General features: G+C 40.6%; 21 protein-coding genes. 3 read left to right on the top strand and 18 right to left on the bottom strand.

Translation table 11 applies throughout. From position 1 onward, the window contains the following. Positions 1–57: 57 nt before the first annotated feature. The 3 genes from GOM46_RS01655 to GOM46_RS01645 all read left to right on the top strand — a co-directional run bounded on the left by GOM46_RS01655 (position 58) and on the right by GOM46_RS01645 (position 1,490). Positions 58–468, top strand: coding sequence for an HIT family protein (locus GOM46_RS01655; RefSeq protein ID WP_235083774.1), 411 nt, complete (start codon positions 58–60; stop codon positions 466–468). 9 nt (positions 469–477) lie between these two features. Further along, positions 478–765 (top strand): hypothetical protein, encoded by a 288-nt coding sequence (locus GOM46_RS01650; protein WP_235083773.1) that lies wholly within the window; start codon positions 478–480, stop codon positions 763–765. Positions 766–848: 83 nt separating this feature from the next. Continuing rightward, positions 849–1,490: a hypothetical protein gene (locus GOM46_RS01645; RefSeq protein ID WP_235083771.1), complete on the top strand. Its 642-nt coding sequence runs from the start codon at positions 849–851 to the stop codon at positions 1,488–1,490. Between the two features lie 77 nt (positions 1,491–1,567). Here GOM46_RS01645 and dnaJ read toward each other — a convergent pair whose 3' ends face one another. The 18 genes from dnaJ to GOM46_RS01555 all read right to left on the bottom strand — a co-directional run bounded on the left by dnaJ (position 1,568) and on the right by GOM46_RS01555 (position 20,858). Continuing rightward, positions 1,568–2,704: a molecular chaperone DnaJ gene (gene dnaJ / locus GOM46_RS01640; protein ID WP_016466796.1), complete on the bottom strand. Its 1,137-nt coding sequence runs from the start codon at positions 2,702–2,704 to the stop codon at positions 1,568–1,570. A 416-nt stretch (positions 2,705–3,120) separates the two neighbouring features. Next, a complete protein-coding gene (gene dnaK / locus GOM46_RS01635; RefSeq protein ID WP_235083769.1) occupies positions 3,121–4,944 on the bottom strand; it encodes a molecular chaperone DnaK in 1,824 nt (607 codons plus the stop codon). A gap of 366 nt (positions 4,945–5,310) precedes the next feature. Continuing rightward, entirely contained in the window at positions 5,311–5,826 is a 516-nt protein-coding gene (gene grpE, locus GOM46_RS01630; protein WP_235083768.1) for a nucleotide exchange factor GrpE, read from the bottom strand. 26 nt (positions 5,827–5,852) lie between these two features. Further along, positions 5,853–6,887, bottom strand: coding sequence for a heat-inducible transcriptional repressor HrcA (hrcA, locus tag GOM46_RS01625; protein ID WP_235083767.1), 1,035 nt, complete (start codon positions 6,885–6,887; stop codon positions 5,853–5,855). Between the two features lie 166 nt (positions 6,888–7,053). Next, positions 7,054–7,560: a DUF2812 domain-containing protein gene (locus GOM46_RS01620; protein WP_235083766.1), complete on the bottom strand. Its 507-nt coding sequence runs from the start codon at positions 7,558–7,560 to the stop codon at positions 7,054–7,056. 21 nt (positions 7,561–7,581) lie between these two features. Next, complete coding sequence (locus tag GOM46_RS01615; RefSeq protein ID WP_235083765.1) at positions 7,582–8,157, bottom strand: DUF2812 domain-containing protein; 576 nt, start codon at positions 8,155–8,157, stop codon at positions 7,582–7,584. Next, positions 8,157–8,477, bottom strand: a complete 321-nt coding sequence (locus GOM46_RS01610; RefSeq protein ID WP_235083764.1) for a PadR family transcriptional regulator — start codon at positions 8,475–8,477, stop codon at positions 8,157–8,159. The genes GOM46_RS01615 and GOM46_RS01610 overlap by 1 nt, the downstream gene beginning before the upstream one ends. Positions 8,478–8,596: 119 nt before the next feature. Beyond that, positions 8,597–9,943 carry a type I glutamate--ammonia ligase gene (glnA, locus tag GOM46_RS01605; protein ID WP_235083763.1) on the bottom strand — a complete coding sequence of 449 codons (1,347 nt, stop codon included), beginning with the start codon at positions 9,941–9,943 and terminating at the stop codon, positions 8,597–8,599. Positions 9,944–9,978: 35 nt separating this feature from the next. Beyond that, entirely contained in the window at positions 9,979–10,335 is a 357-nt protein-coding gene (gene glnR / locus GOM46_RS01600) for a transcriptional repressor GlnR (RefSeq protein WP_000659542.1), read from the bottom strand. Between the two features lie 82 nt (positions 10,336–10,417). Next, positions 10,418–10,939 carry an FUSC family protein gene (locus GOM46_RS01595; RefSeq protein WP_235083761.1) on the bottom strand — a complete coding sequence of 174 codons (522 nt, stop codon included), beginning with the start codon at positions 10,937–10,939 and terminating at the stop codon, positions 10,418–10,420. Between the two features lie 119 nt (positions 10,940–11,058). Then, the gene (mraY, locus tag GOM46_RS01590; RefSeq protein WP_235083760.1) at positions 11,059–12,039 is read right to left on the bottom strand and encodes a phospho-N-acetylmuramoyl-pentapeptide-transferase; all 981 of its coding nucleotides are present in this window, start codon (positions 12,037–12,039) and stop codon (positions 11,059–11,061) included. Position 12,040: 1 nt separating this feature from the next. Continuing rightward, on the bottom strand, positions 12,041–14,296 hold the full coding sequence (gene pbp2X, locus GOM46_RS01585) for a penicillin-binding protein PBP2X (protein WP_235083758.1): 2,256 nt from the start codon (positions 14,294–14,296) through the stop codon (positions 12,041–12,043). 3 nt (positions 14,297–14,299) lie between these two features. Next, positions 14,300–14,617 carry a cell division protein FtsL gene (gene ftsL / locus GOM46_RS01580; RefSeq protein WP_235083757.1) on the bottom strand — a complete coding sequence of 106 codons (318 nt, stop codon included), beginning with the start codon at positions 14,615–14,617 and terminating at the stop codon, positions 14,300–14,302. 9 nt (positions 14,618–14,626) lie between these two features. Then, entirely contained in the window at positions 14,627–15,577 is a 951-nt protein-coding gene (rsmH, locus tag GOM46_RS01575) for a 16S rRNA (cytosine(1402)-N(4))-methyltransferase RsmH (protein WP_235083756.1), read from the bottom strand. Between the two features lie 68 nt (positions 15,578–15,645). Further along, positions 15,646–17,472, bottom strand: coding sequence for an excinuclease ABC subunit UvrC (gene uvrC / locus GOM46_RS01570; protein ID WP_235083755.1), 1,827 nt, complete (start codon positions 17,470–17,472; stop codon positions 15,646–15,648). Positions 17,473–17,540: 68 nt separating this feature from the next. Continuing rightward, positions 17,541–18,242 (bottom strand): M57 family metalloprotease, encoded by a 702-nt coding sequence (locus GOM46_RS01565; protein ID WP_235083754.1) that lies wholly within the window; start codon positions 18,240–18,242, stop codon positions 17,541–17,543. A gap of 106 nt (positions 18,243–18,348) precedes the next feature. Next, complete coding sequence (locus tag GOM46_RS01560; RefSeq protein WP_235083753.1) at positions 18,349–19,128, bottom strand: alpha/beta hydrolase; 780 nt, start codon at positions 19,126–19,128, stop codon at positions 18,349–18,351. Between the two features lie 68 nt (positions 19,129–19,196). Further along, positions 19,197–20,858 (bottom strand): ribonuclease J, encoded by a 1,662-nt coding sequence (locus GOM46_RS01555; RefSeq protein WP_006150309.1) that lies wholly within the window; start codon positions 20,856–20,858, stop codon positions 19,197–19,199. Positions 20,859–20,897 lie beyond the last annotated feature (39 nt).

Raw genomic sequence — 20,897 nt, 5'->3', positions numbered from 1 at the left:
AATCTGGTATAATGTAGCTATATTATATCAAAATTCAATACACTAGAGGTGGTTTTTATGTCAGATTGTATTTTTTGTAAGATTTTAGCTGGAGAAATCCCGGCATCAAAGGTTTATGAAGATGAACAAGTCCTTGCCTTTCTTGATATTTCTCAAGTAACACCTGGTCATACCTTGGTCGTACCTAAAGAACACTATCGCAACCTTTTAGAAATGGATGCGACGAGCGCTAGCCAACTCTTTGCAAAGATTCCAGTCATTGCTCAAAAGGTTATGAAGGCTACCAAAGCTGAAGGCATGAATATCATCGCCAACTGCGAAGAAGTCGCTGGACAAACAGTCTTTCATACCCATGTCCACCTCGTCCCTCGCTATGGTGCCGAGGATGACCTCAAAATTGACTTTGTCGCCCATGAACCTGACTTTGACAAACTTGCCCAAGTCGCTGAAACCATCAAAAACGCTTAAGGAGTTCCTATGAAACTATCAAATTTACTACTTTTTGCAGGCTCTGCAGTTGGATCATACCTCCTCGTTAAAAATCGTGAAGTTATCACTGAAGAAGTTTTAGATACAACTGATCGCGTTGAAGCAATCAAAGGTGATTTAGATGTTATCCAAAATAGCTTACAAATTATCGATCAACAAAAAGAAGTCATCAAGGAATACCAAGAAGACCTCACTTACAAATTTAAAGTCTTAGAGAAAGACATCCAAGCAAGACTTGCTGTGATAAAAGAACTACGAGAAACTGAAGAAAACTAAAAAAGAAAGCATCCAACTTTCCTTATATCCCCTTAAATCCATCTTGAATTACCAGCTCCTAACAGAAAAGGGAGGGACTAAAATTGAAACTGTTTTTAAAAGTCATCTTGATTATTTGTGGTTGCATCTGTCTTCTTGCAACCCTAGCATTTCTACTAGTAGCCAATCTTTTCAAGGCTTCATCAAGTGACATCCGAGAGGGGAATGAAGCTTTAAAACAAATCTTTATCTCCCTTGACATGCCTCCTGAAAAAGTAGAATCAAATGGCAGCTATCAATACGAGGGAGGAGGCTTAGATTTTTATGTGACTTTCTCAGATGAGGTTATCAATAGCCACCCTGTCCTGAAAGAAAGTCCAAACCTCACTAAAAACCGACTCAAAGTCTATGTCCTACAGACAGGAGATATTTCTTACTATAAAGTAGGGGATAACTTGTTCAATCACGGTTTATTGCAATTTTTAGAGAAGGAAAGTAGGAATTATTTACAGGAAATCGGAAAGAAACCAAATCCTAATTACTCAATTCTATATTGGAAGGATCAGGAGAGCCTAAAAAAGGGTGTCGCATTCTATGAAAAAGCTTTGACCTTGGTAGATATTCAGGATAATTCGGCGATTAAGCATATTGATACTGTCACCGTGAAACCTGGTAAAGAAGCGGAACTCAAGCAACTCATCCAGAAAATGGATGAAGCTGGCTTGCTCACTCAAAAGTATAAATAGTAGACTAACTGGAAAATGATTTTCTGAAGCTAAATTTTTCAAGACAACACAAAAAGAGCCAATCGGCTCTTTTTGCTTTATTCTCCTTCAAAGGCATCTTTTATATGGTCAAAGAAACCTTTTTTCTTTGGATTGACTTTCAAGTCACCTGCAGCTGCAAATTCTTTCAAGGCTGCTTTTTGTCGTTCGTTCAAGCCAGTCGGAGTCACGACATTAACAGTGACGTATTGGTCACCAACAGCACCACCACGTAGGCTCGGAGCTCCCTTACCACGTAGGCGGAATCGTTTACCGGTTTGAGTTCCCTCTGGAATCACCAATTCAACATCACCGTGAACGGTTGGAATATCGACTGTATCACCAAGAGTTGCTTGGACGATATTGAGGTTTAATTTGTAGAAAATAGTTGTTCCTTCACGTTCAAATTTGTCGCTCGGCTCAACATTAACAACAACATACAAGTCACCGTATGGTCCGCCGTTAAATCCAGCCTCCCCTTGACCAGCTAGACGAATTTGTTGACCAGTTTCGACACCTGCTGGAATTTTTACATGGACACTGTGGGCTTGTTTTTCATGACCTGTTCCATGACAAGTTGTACATGGATCTTTGATTTCTTTTCCACGACCATGACAGACATCACAAGTTACTTGGCGACGCATCATACCAAGCGGTGTTTGAGTATCGACGTTGATAACACCAGAACCGTGACAGCGTCCACAAGTAACTGGACTTGTTCCAGGCTTAGCACCAGATCCGTTACAAGTACGACAGCTTGCTTCACGATTGTATTTGACTTCTTTTTCAGTACCAAAGATGGCTTCTTCAAAAGTCAAATTGACGCGATATTGGAGGTCATCTCCTTGACGAGGTGCGTTTGGATTGCGAGAAGAACCGCCTCCGCCGAAAAAACTTGAGAAGATATCTTCAAAGCCACCAAAGCCTCCTGCACCATCGAAGCCACCGAAACCGCCTGCACCACCAAAGCCACCATTGGCACCAGCAGCACCATATTGGTCGTAAGCAGCACGTTTTTGTTCGTCACTCAAAGTCTCATAAGCTTCTTGAACTTCCTTGTACTTTTCCTCAGCACCAGGCTCCTTGTTGATATCTGGGTGATATTTTTTAGATAATTTCCGATAGGCTTTCTTGATTTCATCCTGAGATGCATTCTTTGAAACGCCCAAACGGTCATAAAATTCAGTATTGTTCATACAAGATACTAAGAGCGAACGGAAAGCGACTGAAATTTAGGAAACCGACAAGAAATCCTGATTTCTTAGGTGGTTTATCTAATTTCCAAGCTTTCCGCTCGAGTTCAATTCCCCGAACGCTCTTTGTTCCTTTCTTTTATTTTGAGTAAGAATTTCTGGAACCCGTGTTCAGTTGCGAACACCTTTGTTCCTTTCTTTCTAGTATTGCGAAACGAACTAAAATATTAGTATCGTCCCATTTTACCGAAAAACAGAGGCTGGGTTGCAACCTCTGGATTTCTTCTTATCACTTGCTAATTTAAGTTTTAAAAATCAAACTAGTAATGCTGAATTGAGTTTCGGATTAAAGGAATCCTCAAATCTCGGAACCTTTCTTTATTTCAGGAGGTTCCGCTAAAACAATCCACTGGATTGTTTTACTTTTCCGTAAACTCTCCGTCTACGACGTCATCGCCTGCGTTTCCTGTTGCTTGTGCTCCTTCTGCTCCTGCTTGGGCTTGTTGCGCTGCTGCGGCTTGTTCGTAGAGTTTAACGGCAAGTCCTTGTGCTTTTTCGTTCAATGCTTCAAGTTTTGCTTTCATTTCGTCCAAGTTGTTGTCTTCTTGGGCTTTCTTAAGGTCATCAAGGGCAGCTTGTGCAGCATCACGTTCTGCATCGAAGCCTTTTCCTTCAGTTTCCTTGATTGTCTTTTCAGTCGCAAAGATAGCTTGGTCTACTTCGTTACGAAGGTCTACTTCTTCTTTACGTTTCTTATCTGCTTCAGCGTTTGCTTCTGCATCTTTCATCATGCGGTCGATTTCTTCGTCTGTCAAACCTGAGTTTGATTGGATAACGATTGTTTGTTCTTTTTGAGTTCCAAGGTCTTTCGCTTTAACAGATACGATACCGTTCTTGTCGATGTCAAATGTTACTTCGATTTGTGGGATACCACGAGGTGCAGCTGGGATATCTGTCAATTGGAAACGTCCAAGAGTCTTGTTATCTGCTGCCATTGGACGTTCACCTTGAAGAACATGGATATCAACGGCTGGTTGGTTATCCGCTGCAGTTGAGAAGACTTGTGATTTAGATGTTGGAATAGTTGTGTTACGGTCGATGAGTTTTGTGAAAACTCCACCCATTGTTTCGATACCAAGTGACAATGGAGTTACGTCAAGAAGGACAACGTCTTTGACGTCACCAGTGATCACACCACCTTGGATAGCAGCACCCATGGCAACTACTTCGTCAGGGTTCACTGATTTGTTTGGCTCTTTACCAGTTTCAGCTTTAACAGCTTCTACAACGGCAGGGATACGAGTTGAACCACCAACAAGGATGACTTCGTCGATATCTGACAAGCTCAAACCTGCATCTGAAAGAGCTTGACGAACTGGAACTTTTGTACGTTCTACAAGGTCACGAGTCAAATCGTCAAATTTGGCACGAGTCAAGGTCATTTCCAAGTGAAGAGGTCCAGCTTCACCAGCAGTGATGAATGGCAAGCTGATTTGTGTTGAAGTTACACCAGAAAGGTCTTTCTTCGCTTTTTCAGCTGCGTCTTTCAAACGTTGAAGAGCCATCTTGTCTGTTGACAAGTCGATACCGTTTTCTTTCTTGAATTCTGCTACCAAGTGGTCGATGATTTTTTGGTCAAAGTCGTCACCACCGAGTTTGTTATCCCCTGCAGTTGCCAATACATCGAAGACACCGTCGCCCAATTCAAGGATAGATACGTCGAATGTACCACCACCGAGGTCGAATACCAAGATTTTTTCTTCTTTATCAGTCTTATCCAAACCGTAAGCAAGAGCTGCTGCTGTTGGTTCGTTGACGATACGTTCTACTTCAAGACCAGCAATTTTACCAGCATCTTTTGTTGCTTGACGTTGCGCATCGTTGAAGTATGCAGGAACTGTGATAACTGCTTTGGTTACTTTTTCACCAAGGTAGTCTTCAGCGTAACCTTTCAAGTATTGAAGAATCATAGCTGAGATTTCTTGTGGTGTGTATTCTTTACCGTTTGCAGAAACTTTTTCAGAAGTACCCATCTTAGATTTGATAGAGATCACTGTATCTGGGTTTGTTACTGCTTGACGTTTTGCTGCGTCACCAACGATGATTTCACCATTTTTGAATGAAACTACAGATGGAGTTGTGCGGTTTCCTTCTGGGTTTGCGATGATTTTGCTTTCAGTCCCTTCAAGAACTGCTACTGCTGAGTTTGTTGTACCTAAGTCAATACCGATAATTTTAGACATGTGTTTTTCTCCTTAAATTTTATATTCTTTTTTCTTTTTGATACTCTTCTTAAGTGGCGACGCCGTCAGAGCTTGACTTCGTCAATCTCTTTGACTAAACTTTGAGCCTAAGGTCTCAAAGTTTGCGAAGATACCGCCACGGCGAAGAGTATCGCCTTTGGTTCGCTTCGCTCACTATTGGTAAAGCTGAACCATTGTTTATCTTTCTTTCATAGTTTAGTGTCGTTACGGACAAGTTTCCTATTATATTACGACACGAGGAGTCGAAATCGATATTATTTCGACGACGAGTTAGTAAGGAGGCTAGGCAAACGCCATAGCGATTGCCGTTTTCTGACGAGTTGCTTTAGCTACCGTCAGAATTGCCTAGTTATAAACCACTACCATGGCTGGGCGCAGGATGCGGTCATGGAGTTTATAGCCTTTTTGGAAGACTTGTGCAATGGTGTCTGCTGGATGTTCGTCATCTGCAGGCAAGGTTTGGATGGCCATGTGGTAGTTATGGTCAAATTCTCCATCTGCTGGAATTTCTTCAATTCCTTCTTCTTTCAGAGCATGTACCAAACTTTCTTGGACCATTTCCAAGCCCTTCTTCACATCATCCGTCAATCCTTCGACAGCAAGAGCACGTTCTAGGTTGTCAAGTGACGGCAAAATTGCTTTTGCCAAATCTTGGCTACGATAGCGTTGCAAGAGTTGGCGTTCTTCATTGGCACGGCGTTGAATATTTTGCATTTCTGCATGAGCTCGAAGGTATTTGTTTTCAAATTCTTCGGCACGTTCATTCGCCAAGTCCAATTCAGACTTTTCAGGAGTTGTTTCTTCCGTTGTTTCCACAACTTCCTCTTCTTTTACTTCTTCATTTTTTATATCTTGGGCCATTTTCGCCTCCTTTAATGATTTCAATCTTAATTCACTTCATAGTGATTGCTGCTAAGATAGCGGTAAAAATCCGTCAACTTCATGGTTAGAACTCGATTGACAACGTTGAGTTGATTAACCAATTGTTGGTAATCCAGATTGACCGGACCTATTATCGCAAGGATTCCAAATCCACGATAAGGAATCAGAAACTTACTGCTGATTACTGCTAAGTCAGCAAGACAAGATTCTTTGCTATCCGCAACTCGGACACTTTGCATCTGGTCTCCAATCAAATTCTCTCGAATTTCCAATGCTACTTTTTGTGGATGATCAAAGAATTGATAGGCCGCTAAATTAGCGAAATTCAAAAGATTGACTTTCCCAGAAACCACGATGTTTTCATTGAACATTTCTTTGAAGATATGTTCGACGAGGTCCATGACGTTATCCGTTGTTGTAAAGTAACGTTGGATAACTTGCGGAATCTCTGTCCGAATCTTGTAGTGAATATCTAAAACAGTCTGATCCAGGAAACGTTCTTGAATCATGATCTTGAGGCGATTTAAATCCTCCTGCAAGAAATTTCTCGGAATCAAAAACTGACTGGTAACTGTTCTAGACTCATCAAGCGTAAAAACTGCCAGAGCTGTATGTTGTCCGAGGACAACAATATCAAAAGCTGTCAGCTTCTGCCTACTTGGTTCGACATCCAGTGCTACAACCGTACAACCACTCAAGTCTGACAAGATTTTCGTTGCCTCTTGAAGGATATCCTCAAGTTTGAAGAACTCCTGATCAAAAGCTTTTACAATCTCATAAACTTGATTCTCAGCTAAACGGTCGAAGGACAAGGAGTGTTTGACATAGTATTGAAATCCAGCCACACTCGGCATCCGACCACTGGAAGTATGAGCCTTTTCAAGCAAACCTTGCTTTTCTAGAGCTGCCATATCATTTCGAATGGTAGCGCTACTAGAGTTGATAGACTCTTGCAAGGCTTTGGATCCAACAGGTTCGTGCGTTTTGGTAAAGATGTCAATAATCAGATTTAAAATATTCTGCTGACGTTCCGTAACCATCTCGTCACTCCTCTCTGATAGATCTTTTTAGCACTCGAGACATTCAAGTGCTAACTTATGATTCTATTATACACCCTTAGAAAAGAATGTCAAGACAAAAACTCAAAAAATTAGCACTCTTTTATCAAGAGTGCTAAAAATCAGTCTGAGGACCTAGAAACTATTGTCAATCAACCAGATATTTCCGTCTAAGTCTATAAAAACTATAGATTAGATAAGAAATCATGAGAGCATATAGGGCAAAAATAACGAAAAAAGACTGAGAGAGACTTTCGCGAAACAGGCTCATACAAACAACTAGACCACCAGAGATAGAAACTGTAGATGTACGAAGTCCAGATTTCACACCATCCCATCTAAGACTATTGTCCATGAAAAATCGATCATTTAAATCTACATCACAAGTTGCTTTTCGAAAAACAGAATAAGAACAATTTTCCACAAATTCCCATCCTCTATCCTTAATACCTTGTAAATCTAGCTCATTTTTTCTAAGATAGCTAGTATTCCACACACGGTAAATCACATCATCAGGTTGGCATTGTTCAAAATAGAAAAAGCCTAAACGATTCGATTTAAATTTCCAACCTTTCAAATGCATCTTATGCAAATAATCTTCTACCCTATCCAAATCAAAAATGGTAAACATTCGAAATTGTACTTTGCTATTCATTGTCTAACCTCCAAAATCATTTTATTTATCAGATAATTCTTTCCACTTTTGAAACAATCTCCAAAAAATATAAGAAATCTGAATCGCGAAAACTATCAATAAAGTACAGTCTATGATAACAATCAAAAACATTCCCCAACTGAAATAACTTCTTCCACTGAGTAACTTTGAGAAAACCGGTAGTAGCACTGAAAAGAGAAGCAAAACAGGAAGCATCCGCATTGTTAAAATCTTCTTGACCATTGCTAACTTCCCGGCCGCGTCATTATAAATTTCAAACTCGGCATCCGACTCAACTCCAGAATAAGGTTTTCTAAAATAGGAAAAACTATTAAAGTTTGTAATGTGCTCCCAGCCACAATCTTTAAACAGTTGTAAATAGGAAGCTCTCTCTGACTTTTTCATAGGATAAAAGTCCAACTGATAAACCACCTGCCCCGGTTGGCACTTTTCAAAAGTATACTTAACCGCAACTACTAAGTTAGAATAACTTACTTCCTTAAGTTTCCAGCCCTGAGCATGCATTTCTCCGAGATAGAGAGCCTCTCTATCATAATCCGCAATGGTAGCAATTCTATAAACAACTTTCTTTTCCATCAAAGCTCCTCCCGACTATTTCTGTAGAGCCGTTCAATACGTTTCAACTCAATCTCTACAACTTTTCGACCCAAGTCTGTTATCTGATAGATTTTACGTTTTTCCTCTTCTCGGACAAAGGAGACCAAACCATCCTTTTCCATCTTTGACAGGGTTCCATACATAGTTCCAGGACTAATTGATACTTGTGAATCTGTCATCTCTTTGACCTTTTGTGTAATACCATAACCATGGTTCTCCTTTTGCAGACAGAATAGAATATAAAAACCCGTTTCAGTCATGGGAAGGTAGACACGCCTAATCTTATCTGTTAATTCCATTTAATCAGACCTCCTATGTAGTTCGATATATCGCATTTCGTTATATAAAATATATCACACCTCGATATAAAATGCAAGAAAAAAAGATTATCCTCACGGACAATCTTTCTGATTTATCATTAGTAAAGATCTAGATAGTTGTCAATTTCCCATTGTGAGACAAAGGTTGCGTAGCTTGCCCACTCGATACGTTTGGCTTCAAGGAAACTAGTGTAGATGTGTTCACCTAGAGCTGCTTTAACCACTTCGTCTTCTGTCATAGCTTTCAATGCGTTATGAAGAGTTGATGGAAGGTCAGTAATGCCAGCCTCTTTACGTTCTTCTGCAGTCATAATGTAGATATTTTCTTCGATTGGAGCTGGTGCTTCGATTTTGTTTTCAATACCGTTCAAACCAACTTCCAAAAGAACAGCCAAAGCGATATATGGGTTTGCCATTGGGTCTACTGAGCGCAACTCCAAACGAGTTCCCATTCCACGAGTAGCAGGAACGCGCACCAACGGAGAACGGTTACGACCAGCCCAAGCGATGTAAACAGGCGCTTCATATCCTGGAACCAAACGTTTGTATGAGTTAACTGTTGGGTTCATAATAGCTGTATAGTTGTAGGCGTGCTTGATCAAACCACCAAGGAAGTGATAAGCAGTTTCTGATAACTGCATTCCTTTTGGATCATTTGGATCAAAGAAGGCATTGTTTCCTTCCGCATCAAACAAGGACATATTGCAGTGCATCCCTGAACCAGCGATACCAAATTTAGGTTTAGCCATAAAGGTTGCATACAAACCATGTTTACGCGCAATTGTTTTTACAACAAGTTTAAAGATTTGAATCTTATCACAAGCACGAAGAACTTCATCATACTTAAAGTCAATCTCATGTTGACCTACGGCAACTTCGTGGTGACTGGCTTCTACTTCAAATCCCATTTTAGTCAAGACATTTACAATCTCACGACGGGTATTATCGGCAAGGTCTGTAGGCGCCAAATCAAAGTAACCACCCTTGTCATTCACCTCGAGAGTTGGGTCTCCATTCTCATCAAGCTTAAATAGGAAGAATTCTGGTTCTGGACCAAGGTTGAAAGATTTGAATCCTACTTTTTCCATGTGATGAAGAGCTCGTTTAAGGTTGCTTCGAGGATCTCCAGCAAATGGCTCTCCTTCTGTTGTATAGACATCACAGATCAATCCTGCGACACTACCGTTCTCATCTCCCCAAGGGAAGACAGTCCATGTGTCTAGGTCAGGGTACAAGTACATATCTGATTCATTAATACGAACAAACCCTTCAATAGAAGATCCATCAAACATAGCCTTGTTTGACAAGACCTTGTCTAGTTGTTCATCTGTAGCAGGAATTTCGACGTTTTTCATTGTTCCCAAAATATCTGAAAACATAAGACGGATAAAGGTTACATTTTTTTCCTTAACTTCACGACGAATATCTGCAGCTGTGATTGGCATGGTTTTTCTCCTTATATATGACGACTAGCGGTTGCCTAACCGCGACCAAAAGGTGATTGTTGAGAAGCAAAGCGACTTTGTTGAAGAACCTCATTCCGAAGTGCCCGACGCACCTCAGTTTGACTGACTGGTTTTTTAGCTTTCGCCTCACGTTCGGCATATTTTTTCTTGATAGCAGCAATGTTCAGACCTTCAGAGATATAATCCTTAATCTCAAGCAACCGGTCCATATCATTTAAAGAATACATCCGGCGATTTCCTTCGTTGCGATCAGGTTTTATCAACTCCTGATCTTCATAATAACGAATTTGACGCGCCGAGAGATCGGTCAGCTTCATAACACTACCAATGGGGAAAACTGCCATATTGCGACGAAATTCTTTTTCCTTCATGTGCACTTCCTCTTCTTTCTGTCTATTATAGTCTAAAAAAAATCAATCGTCAATTGTTAATGTTATATCTTGTGACATTATTTTATTTTTTCTGTATGAAACTCCGCAAGCGATCAATATCATAATTTACTAGAATTGCTACAAAAACACCCATAAAAGTCTCAAAAACTCGAGCAAAAACGTACAAAACAGTCTCTCCGCTCGGAATTGATAGGGTAATAATCAGCATAGCTGCAACTCCACCGATGACTCCCGACTTATTATTCATGGCGACATTTGTCATAATGGTTAACATGGTACAAATCGGAACAACCAGGAGAGTTACCCAGAAGGCGCCATGGAAAAAATTATTTAGGAGGAAGAAAATCAGAGCATAAAAACCACCGATACTATTCCCTAAAATACGAGATGTCCCAAAATGGACACTCTTATCAAAGTCTTCTCTCAAACTAAACACTGCTGTTAGAGCTCCGATTTGAAGTCCCTTCCAACCAAAAAAGCCAAAAATCATGAGGACCAAAAAAACAGCGATTCCTGTTTTAAACGTTCGCATCCCTAACTTAAATTTCGATTTGTCAAATGTATATTTTTTAAAATAACTCATAATCTCATCTTTCTTTTTTCCATTTTACCATAATTTTACTTTTTTTGAGAAAAGGATTCAAAAATAGAAAAAGAGAAGGGAAAAATCCTTCTCTTTTTCTATGATTTATCATTCTATTTTTAGAACAAGTACATAATAGCTAACGTTAGAAGACTAGCGAGTAAACCGACTCCCCAGAAGAAGAAATCGACCTTCCACTCACTCCAAGGCTGACCTTTACCTGAAAGGCCACCCAATTCAAAATGGTGGTGGACCGGTGTCATACGGAAGATACGTTTCCCTCCGCTCAACTTAAAGTAGCTAACTTGCATCATAACGGATGTTGTTTCAAAAACATATACTATCCCAATCAAGAGCAAGGTCCATTCTTGGTGTAGCGCCATGGAAATAGCAGCCAACATCCCTCCAAGAGCAAGACTTCCCACATCACCCATGAACACCTTGGCAGGTTTATGGTTAAAGACAAAGAAACCAAGAAGACCACCAATCATAGCAAGAATCACTAGGAGAATATCCAATTGGTTTTGTACATAAGCAATGACTCCATAGGCAGATAGGCTAATCACTACTGAGATACTTGCCAAGCCATCAATTCCGTCAGTCAAGTTAACAGCATTCGAAAAACCAACTAACCAGAAGAGAGCAAAGAAAATGTAAAGAACGCCTAGGTGCAATGGATACCCAAATACATTTAAAACATCCCCTCCTCTTTCATAAAAGAGATAGAAAATAACTCCTCCTATTAATTGAAGCAGGAACTTTTGTTTAGGATTAAGTCCTTCATTGATTTTACGAAAAACCTTGAGAAAATCATCAAAGAAACCAACCAATCCATATAAGACTAGGATAAAAAGAATCATCCCAGCATTATTGGTTAACTGATTCGTCGCAAGAGCAAGAACTAAACTAACTAAGACACCCGTTATAAGAAAGACGATCCCCCCCATTGTTGGGGTTCCGGCCTTAGCCTGATGTTGTTTCACGTCCTCATGCATCTGCTGACCGGTAATATGTGCCTTATGATAAAAACGGATAAAGACTGGAATTCCTACTACTGTAAGAACAAAAGCAACGACTCCAGCAAAGATAGAAACTAACATTCTAATCTCCTAATGTTATTTTTATTTTCTGTATGTTTTTTAAAGCTGTATTGGCACGAACACTTTGTTTCGTAACAGTTTGTCCAGAGCCTTCATATTCTACCTCGAGATTGAGCCATTTTGCAAAGGTTTCAACATTCTTCTTAGACCAACCATACAAGTCAGGCATCTCCTCTACCTTGTCAGAGAGTAGTAGAACTTTTTCATTAGCATCTAGATTGGTTCCTTCTGATACTGAACTTTCTTTAATTTTTGTTCCGGAACCGATAACAATTGGTTGAACAAGGTTACGTCGTAGCTCTTCAGCCAAATCTCCAGCACTATAATCCTTAGTCGCAGGCATTGCATAGTTAGTTGTTGATGTTACCTGATCCAAGTTCTTAGCTGTAGATTGAAGATTGAGAGATTCCTTCATGGCAGAAGCTCGTTCAAGAATAGGATTAGCAAATTCTCCAAACCAAGGGTTAGAAAAGTGTTCTGGCTGTTGAACTGTTACGTAAAGAATAAAATCAGGATTTTCAGAAGGATGCATGGTTACTACAGAAAAGATATAATTGGTTTTCCCAACTAAATATCCTCCGTTTTGCTCATCGGCAATTTGAGCTGTTCCAGATTTGACAGAAACAGTCTGACCAGGAACAGTAACGATTGGTTTACCGGTAAGTTTATTGTACATTGTACCATAAACAGGATCTGTACCAACCAAAATCATATTTTCTCGAGTCAGACTAGCCGCTTCTTTAGAAACAGGATTCCCTACAACCTCCCTCTGCGATTTACGAACAGTCTGATCATTTGGATCATAGAGGGCACTAATAAACTTCGGCTCTAGCATGACCCCATCATTAGCGATTGCTGTAAAGGCACGAAGCATCTGGGTCTGAGTAACAGAAATCCCTTGACCAAAAGAACTCATGGCAATACTAACGATATTGTCTTCAGGCAATTGTCCGGCATATTCATCACTCATCCCAAAACGAGTAGGAACACCAAATTTGAAACGACTGAGATAGTCTAACCAAGTGGCATCCCCCATTTTTTGCTGGAGCAAGGTCATACCGACATTACTCGAGTGATCAAAACCTTGTGAGTATGTCATTATACTTCCAGCTGATAAGCCATCATTCACATCCCAGTCCTTAATAGTTGCATCTGCTATTTTTAATTCGCTACTATTAAAGTATTCTCCACCAGGGAAGGTGTTGTTATCTATAGCTGCTGCTAAGGTCATGACCTTCATGGTTGAACCTGGTTCATAGTTACTTTGGTAAAGGATATCACGCCAGACAAAGTCCTCTGTAATCCCTTCTTTGGTATCAGCATCAAAGGTCGGTCTTTGAGTCGTGGCCAGAATTTCTCCTGTCTTGGCACTAACCAAGGTCGCAGTCATATACTTGCCTTTTAGTTTTCCTTGGAAGGCATCCATTTGACTTTCCATAAAGGACTGCAATGGACTGGATAAGGTCGTGTAGACATCTTTTCCATTTACTGTTTGTCGCGTAACCTGTTCTGTCCCTGGAACAATATTACCCAAGCGATCTTTTTCGTAGGTAATGATTCCATCTGTACCTGCTAACAAGCTATTCAAGGAACTTTCAACACCAGACGTTCCGATGAGGCTCTTTGAGCCATCTTCATTTTCATGGAGCTGTGCTAGACCGATAAATGATGATGCAAATTTCCCATTTGGATAGCTTCGATTTGGGCTAGTTGTAAAATCTATCCCTTGGACCTTAGCTGCCTCCAAGTCCTTCTTAATGGACATCATATTGGCATAGGTAATACCATTCCCCTTCACACCAAAGGAAACTTGTTTGAGATTTGGTTGAGAAAGTTGTTCCTTAACATAGGACTCATCCATATCTAGATATTTATGAAAGACTTCTGCAACCTTGCTATACTGAGATTCTTCTACATAGAGAATTTTCCCATTTGCAGATTTGTATTCTTTATCGATAATCGCATAGACGTTATAAGATGTTGCATCTTCTGCAATCGGTGTTCCATTACGATCATAAATTGTTCCACGTTTTGCTGGAACTGTCCGAGTCGTTTGATGGACCTTACTTGCTTCTTTAACTAGGTTTACACCAAATTTTGAGCCTGTACCAATAATCACCGCAAAGTTAACCAAAAAAACAGCAAAGAGAAAGACGGCCAAAAGGCTCAAATTCTTTCCCACTAATCTGCGGTTTTCTGCTGGAGATTTACGATTTTTAATGGCAAAGCGTATGATTCTTTCTTTCCAGTTTTTCATTTACTACTCCGCCGATCGGATATTTTCATTATTCAATTGCAACTCTTGAGAATTTGCAATTCCGGTCAAACGTTCTGATCGGATTAATTCATTAACTTCTTGTTTGGCATCATCTAGCTCTGTCTTTTTTTCTTCAATTTGTGCATTGACTCTTGTCAAATCACTCTGGACCTGAAAAAGTTTTGTCTGCATATAGACTACACTAATTGCTAAGACAAGAGCTGTGATGGCAATTGAAAGGTAAAAGGCCTTTTCAACACGTGAAAATTGTTTAATACGAGCTTGTAGCAATTGGCTCGTTGTTCCTCTTGTTTCTGCCATTGTTTCCTCTTACTTGTGAATTTTTCTTGCCACTCGAAGCTTGGCTGAGTGGGAACGATTATTGGCTTCCAACTCTTCCTTGCTTGGCAAGATTGGTTTACGAGATACTAATTCCATCTTTGGCTTGAGATCGTCTGGAATAAAAGGCAAACCTTTAGGCACTTCAACTGTGGAAGCTTCCTTAAATAACTGTTTAGTCAAACGGTCTTCAAGCGAATGGAAGGTGATGACTGAAATTCTTCCGTCTAGAGCTAGAAGTTCAATCGCCTGCTGGATTGATTCATCTGCAGCACCTAACTCATCATTGACTTCGATACGGATAGCTTGGAAAATTTGTTTGGCTGGGTGACCTTTTTTCTTGAGCTCCTTAGCCGGTTTGGCAGATTTGATAATCTCTGCCAACTCAGTCGTTGTCTCGATCGGTTTAAGCTCACGCGCCTGTTCAATTTTTCGAGCAATCTGTTTGGAAAATTTGTCTTCTCCATATTTGAAAAAGATTCGTACCAAATCATGGTAGTCATATTGATTGACCACCTCATAAGCAGTCAAGCTAGCTTCTTGATTCATCCGCATATCTAACGGGGCATCTTTTTTATAAGAAAAACCACGTTCACGTTGATCTAACTGCGGGCTTGACACACCTAAGTCATAACAAATTCCATCAATTTCAGTCACACCTAAGTTATGTAAGCGGTCCTTCAAATGACGGAAATTATCCTTGATGAAGGTGACCATGCCCTTTTCGATATAGGGAGCCAGACGTTTTTGCGCATTATCAATGGCATTCTGGTCCTGGTCAAAGGCATAAAGATGCCCTTTCTCGCTTAACTTACTTAATAAATACTCGCTGTGTCCTGCTCCTCCCAAGGTCGCATCAACGTAAATACCATCAGGTTTCACATCTAGCATATCAATGGTCTCATGGAGCATGACCGTTACATGATGAAATTCTTTTGTCATATCTTATCTATTTTACCACAAATCCGACTAGCTTGCATCCACTAAAGCTAAAACATTCCTCTGCTAGTTTATTCCTCATATTCAACTGGCTTCTCAGCTACTTGAGCTAACGCTGAGTCTACTTCTGGATTCAGGTGATGATGAACTGCTTCTGCCACAGCTCTTGGTATACCAACGGCGACAATCTCATCCACGCTGGCTTCCTTGATTTTTGTCAGAGATTTGAAATATTTCATCAAATTCTGCTTGCGTTTAGGACCTAAGCCTTCAATCCCATCCAATTGAGAGGAGAAGGAATTTTTAGAACGGAGTTGACGGTGGAAGGTGATTGCAAAACGGTGAACCTCATCCTGAATGCGTTGCAAGAGAAAAAATTCCTGAGAATTCCGAGACAACTCTACCACTTCAAGAGGATCTCCAAAGAGCAATTCATGGGTTTGGTGCTTATCATTCTTTTGCAGACCTGCGATTGGAATATCTAACCCTAACTCTTCTTGAATAACCTGCTTGGCAATATTAACCTGACCTTGACCACCATCAATGACAATCAAATCTGGCGGTGTCAAACCATCACGCTGGACGCGCCCATAGCGTCTGCGGATGACCTCACGCATACTAGCATAGTCATCTGGTCCGACCACAGTCTTGATTTTATACTTACGATAATCCTTCTTGCTAGGTTTTCCATTGACAAAAACAACCATAGCAGAGACTGGACTAGTCCCCATGATATTGGAATTGTCAAAGGACTCGATACGGACTGGGGTTGGAATCTTGAGCAATCGTCCTAAGTTTTCAATAGCCCCTTGGGTCTTTTCAACCGATTTCTCCAACAGATTAAATTTCTGCTCTAGACTGACACGAGCATTTTTGATGGCGAGATTGACCAGTTGCTTTTTCTCCCCGCGCTGGGGTTTAAGAACCTTGGTATCCACCAAAGCCTTAACTGCTTCTTCATCAATATCCTGAGGAATCAGAATCTCATTAGGAACCAAGTGTGATTTTTCTTGATAAAACTGCCCAACATAGGTTAAGAAATCTTCATCTGGATCATTGTAGTATGGAAAAAGGTTGACATCACGCTCAATGAGCTTACCTTGGCGGACAAAGAATACCTGAACGCACATCCAACCCTTATCCACATAGTAACCGAAGACATCCCGGTTTTGGAGATCCTTGGCCATAACACGTTGCTTGGTTCGAAGGGTTCCAATGGCCTGAATCAAATCACGGTATTCAGCCGCACGCTCAAATTCCATGCTCTGAGCCGCCGCATTCATCTTTTCCTTGAGGTCATCGATGATTTTATCATCCTGTCCCTTAAGAAAATCAGAAACTTCTTGGGCCATAGCTTTGAAATAGGCCTCATCTTTATGGCAGACAGTATGTGCCATACACTGACCTATATGGTAATAAAAACATACCTTCGATGGTGGATTGGTACATTTACGAAAAGGAAAAATCCGATCCAATAGCCGTTTGATTTCATTGGCCGCGCCCACATCCGGATAGGGACCAAAATAGAGTCCTCCGTCTTTCTTGACCTGACGGGTAATAATCAATCGAGGATAACGCTCATTTGTGATTTTGATGAAAGGATAGGACTTATCGTCCTTGAGCATAATATTGTATTTAGGCTTGTTTTCCTTAATCAGGTTGATTTCAAGTAGAAGAGCCTCAATATTGGACTCCGTAACAATAAACTCAAAATCTACGATTTCAGATACTAAGGCTTCTGTCTTGGTATCATGACTTCCACGGAAATAGGACCGTACACGATTACGCAGATTTTTAGCCTTCCCCACATAGATGATGGTGCCATTCTTGTCTTTGTGGATGTAACAACCTGGACTAGTCGGCAAGAGCTCCAGTTTTGATTTGATCAAGTTATTCATAGTTCCATTATAGCAAAAACCCCTTATCATTGCTGACATCAAGAAGTCCTATTTGAGCTTGAAAAGACTTATTCTCCAGATCCGTAAAGTTCCTGAACTGCTTGAACATCTTGAGACTGGATACCATAATAGGACCCCGCTGGTTGCATAACCGAAACTTCATTGGTGTGTTCCAAACCAATAGCATGGCCTAGTTCATGCTCTGCTGTATGCAAGATACGATCGTGGGTATAGCCATAGTTTTGATTAGATAAATAATAATGATTCAGGCGAACGGTCACTGAAGTGAATTGTTTGGTTAGGAGATTTGTCTGACTCTCCGCCTCACCAGCAACGGCTGTCGAACCATCATTCATTTCAGTCGCAAAAATGTTGGCCTGATCCGGTTCGGTTACAATTTCAAAATGAAATGCTCCAGTCTGATTCCAGTTAGCAATAGCTTCAAGATAGGCCCTTTGGAAAGTCGCATCCATTTGAGGATCGATATAAATCGTTGCTTCTGCCTTTGGCCATTTTGCTCCTGAATCTTGGTGATGATCTGTCTGAGATAAGCCTTGCAATTTACCAGTTTCTTGCCATTGTTGCCAACCTCCTTGACCGACTTGAGCAAGTTTACTGACTTGGTTTAAGGCACCTGATAAATCCCCTGTCGCATACCAGAGAATCCCAAAAGTGATGAGAATTAAGAGTATAAGTGTCCATATAAGGCGCCAAAACATACGCAAAATTCCGAGTAAAAATCGATATATAACACGAATAATCCAGCTCATGATTTCCCACCTTTCTAAAAAAATAAGAACCCATCTTTAAGTTATGGATTCCCATTCTAAAGATAGATTCTTTATTTTACTGAAACAAACTAAAAGAAAGCTAAAATCAAGACAAGCGTTCTTCCAAAACAAAATCGATTGGCAAGGTAGTTAAAAAACGTTCCAATTGTTTTTCCCAATAATACCACTCATGGGTTCCTGCACTATGGCTATAGGTCACATCGAAACCAAGTTTCTTAAGATTTTTAACTGCTAGATTATTGGCAGAGTAGAGATAATCCTGTTCGCCACACCATACCCAAAGCTTGGTTTTCTTATCAGACTTTTTAGCGAGTGTTTCAAGTGAGTAAGGGCTATTAACCCAATCATTAACTTTACCAAAAACACCTCTCCAGTAGGCACGCGTCCCTAAATCTTGACTCTCAGGAGAAAACTCCTCGAAACTAAGTGCCCCAGAAAAGCTAGCGGCATGCGAGAAACGGTCAGTTGACAGTGCCAATTTTAAGGAACCGTAGCCTCCCATTGATAAACCAGCAATGAAGGTTTTTTCTCGCTTACTTGTCATATTAGGGAAGAAGCGTTTGAGCACCTTAGGCAATTCTTCTGCTAGAGCTGTATAGTAATTATAGCCATACTGAGTATCTGTGTACCAGCCATTACTTGTATTTGGCATGACAACAATCAGATTGGTCCCTCGTAGCAAGCGTTCTACATTGGTCCGCTTGAGCCAACTATTGTGGTTTCCAGACATCCCGTGAAGTAGGTAGAGAACTGGGATATCTTTACTGTTTGGCTCTGTCACCCGAGATGCATCAGGATAGAGAACATTTACTCCCCACTCCATATCTAAAACTTCTGAGTAATACTCAATCTTCATTACTGCCATAACTTGCTCCTTATTCGTTTGAGATAAGAAAAAGCCGAAACTCGACTTTCTCTACTGTTATTTAATCCTTATTTTGCTTCCATGACTACTGGTAGGATGGCTGGACGACGCTTGGTTTGGTCAAAAAGGAATTTTGCCAAATTATCACGGACCTTCCCTTTAAGATCAGCCCAGTCAAAGTCCTCACCTTGGAGGTAATCTTCAACTGTTTGGTTCACCAACTCTGTACTTTCACGTAAGATATCACGACTCTTTTTAAGATAGACGAATCCACGCGTATGTACTCGCGCTTTTGCAATGATTTTCTTCTCACGACGGTTAACAGTGATAGCTACGATAAAGATACCATCTTCTGACAAGACCTTGCGGTCACGAAGAACAACGTTCCCAACATCCCCAATGGCATTACCATCAATCAAGACATCACCTGCAGTAACAGCACCGGATGGAACGAAGTCTCCATGCTCATAAGACATGGTTGTCCCTTTTTTAGGGATAAAGATACGCTCTGGTAGCATACCAACCGCCATAGCAGCCTTGGCATGAGCATCCAACTCACGGTATTCTCCCTGGATTGGGAAAAGATACTGAGGTTGCAAGAGATTAATCATCAATTGAAGATCACGCGCATTCCCATGTCCTGATACACGCAAGCTTTGAGTAATCGGTTTAACGACACCACCTGCTTGGTAAACCATGTTTTCTACACGTGCCATCACAGCTTCCTTAGCAATTGATGGAGTCGTAACGATATAGACCAAGTCACCATCTTTGATTTCAACATAGCGGTGACGACCGATTGACATTTTACGGAGTCCGTTAATCGGTTCACCCATGCGTCCAGTTTCAAGGATGATTAATTCATGGTCCTCAAAACGAGACATATCTTTTGGTTTAATCAAGAGATTCTCATTTGCTAAAGACAATTTTTTCAAACGGATAGCTGTACGAACGATATTTTCAACGTCAAAACCAGTCAAAACAACACGGCGACCTGTATCCGCAGCCGCATCAAACACTTGCTGAATACGAGAAAGGTTACTTGCAACTGCAGCAACGATGATACGTCCATCCCAGTCGGAAATAGTTTGTGTAATTTCATCTCCAACTTCACTTTCGCTGGCTACTTGGATATTGCTGTCAGCATTTGCTGAATCACTTAGAAGAGCCAAAACTCCTTCACGACCAATTTCAGCTAGACGTCCGAAATCGGTTGCGTATGATTCACTTGCTGTTTGGTCAAATTTAAAGTCACCTGTATAGACGATGTTGCCTTCAGATGTTTTCAAAACAACACCCAAACTTTCTGGGATAGAGTGAGTTGTGCGGAAGAAGGAAACTTCAGTACCACCAAAGTCAATTTCGGTGTTTTCATCGATAACATGGAAATCATCAAATTTCTTAACGCTATCATTTCCCTTTACAAAAAGCTTAGCAAGTTCGATGGTCAATTCTGAACCAAAGACAGGAACTTTTACTTCTGACAAGAGATAAGGAAGAGCTCCGATCGCATCCGCATGTCCGTGTGTTAAAAATACACCGGCAATACGATCGCTATTTTCAAACAGATATTCCATGTTTGGAATAACGACATCGACACCCAATTGCTCATTTTCAGGGTATTTTAAACCTGCGTCCAAAACAAAGATTGAATCGTTAATTTCTGCGATGTACATGTTTTTACCATTTTCACGAACACCGCCCAAAGTTGTTAATTTAATATTGGTCATTTCCCCTCCGAAGTATTACTATAACGTGTTTATAGAGTC

It is taken from the genome of Streptococcus infantis, from assembly GCF_021497965.1.
Taxonomy (GTDB): domain Bacteria; phylum Bacillota; class Bacilli; order Lactobacillales; family Streptococcaceae; genus Streptococcus; species Streptococcus infantis_B.
Note: the sequence above shows the minus strand (reverse complement) of the source record. Positions and strands in the feature narration are given on the sequence as shown.

Coding starts and splice junctions, on each gene's coding strand:
- GOM46_RS01655 (WP_235083774.1), top strand. CDS start 58: ATGTCAGATTGTATTTTTTGTAAGATTTTAGCTGGAGAAATCCCGGCA.
- GOM46_RS01650 (WP_235083773.1), top strand. CDS start 478: ATGAAACTATCAAATTTACTACTTTTTGCAGGCTCTGCAGTTGGATCA.
- dnaJ (WP_016466796.1), bottom strand. CDS start 2,704: ATGAACAATACTGAATTTTATGACCGTTTGGGCGTTTCAAAGAATGCA.
- dnaK (WP_235083769.1), bottom strand. CDS start 4,944: ATGTCTAAAATTATCGGTATTGACTTAGGTACAACAAACTCAGCAGTA.
- grpE (WP_235083768.1), bottom strand. CDS start 5,826: ATGGCCCAAGATATAAAAAATGAAGAAGTAAAAGAAGAGGAAGTTGTG.
- hrcA (WP_235083767.1), bottom strand. CDS start 6,887: ATGGTTACGGAACGTCAGCAGAATATTTTAAATCTGATTATTGACATC.
- GOM46_RS01620 (WP_235083766.1), bottom strand. CDS start 7,560: ATGAATAGCAAAGTACAATTTCGAATGTTTACCATTTTTGATTTGGAT.
- GOM46_RS01615 (WP_235083765.1), bottom strand. CDS start 8,157: ATGGAAAAGAAAGTTGTTTATAGAATTGCTACCATTGCGGATTATGAT.
- GOM46_RS01610 (WP_235083764.1), bottom strand. CDS start 8,477: ATGGAATTAACAGATAAGATTAGGCGTGTCTACCTTCCCATGACTGAA.
- glnA (WP_235083763.1), bottom strand. CDS start 9,943: ATGCCAATCACAGCTGCAGATATTCGTCGTGAAGTTAAGGAAAAAAAT.
- glnR (WP_000659542.1), bottom strand. CDS start 10,335: ATGAAGGAAAAAGAATTTCGTCGCAATATGGCAGTTTTCCCCATTGGT.
- GOM46_RS01595 (WP_235083761.1), bottom strand. CDS start 10,939: ATGAGTTATTTTAAAAAATATACATTTGACAAATCGAAATTTAAGTTA.
- mraY (WP_235083760.1), bottom strand. CDS start 12,039: ATGTTAGTTTCTATCTTTGCTGGAGTCGTTGCTTTTGTTCTTACAGTA.
- pbp2X (WP_235083758.1), bottom strand. CDS start 14,296: ATGAAAAACTGGAAAGAAAGAATCATACGCTTTGCCATTAAAAATCGT.
- ftsL (WP_235083757.1), bottom strand. CDS start 14,617: ATGGCAGAAACAAGAGGAACAACGAGCCAATTGCTACAAGCTCGTATT.
- rsmH (WP_235083756.1), bottom strand. CDS start 15,577: ATGACAAAAGAATTTCATCATGTAACGGTCATGCTCCATGAGACCATT.
- uvrC (WP_235083755.1), bottom strand. CDS start 17,472: ATGAATAACTTGATCAAATCAAAACTGGAGCTCTTGCCGACTAGTCCA.
- GOM46_RS01565 (WP_235083754.1), bottom strand. CDS start 18,242: ATGAGCTGGATTATTCGTGTTATATATCGATTTTTACTCGGAATTTTG.
- GOM46_RS01560 (WP_235083753.1), bottom strand. CDS start 19,128: ATGGCAGTAATGAAGATTGAGTATTACTCAGAAGTTTTAGATATGGAG.
- GOM46_RS01555 (WP_006150309.1), bottom strand. CDS start 20,858: ATGACCAATATTAAATTAACAACTTTGGGCGGTGTTCGTGAAAATGGT.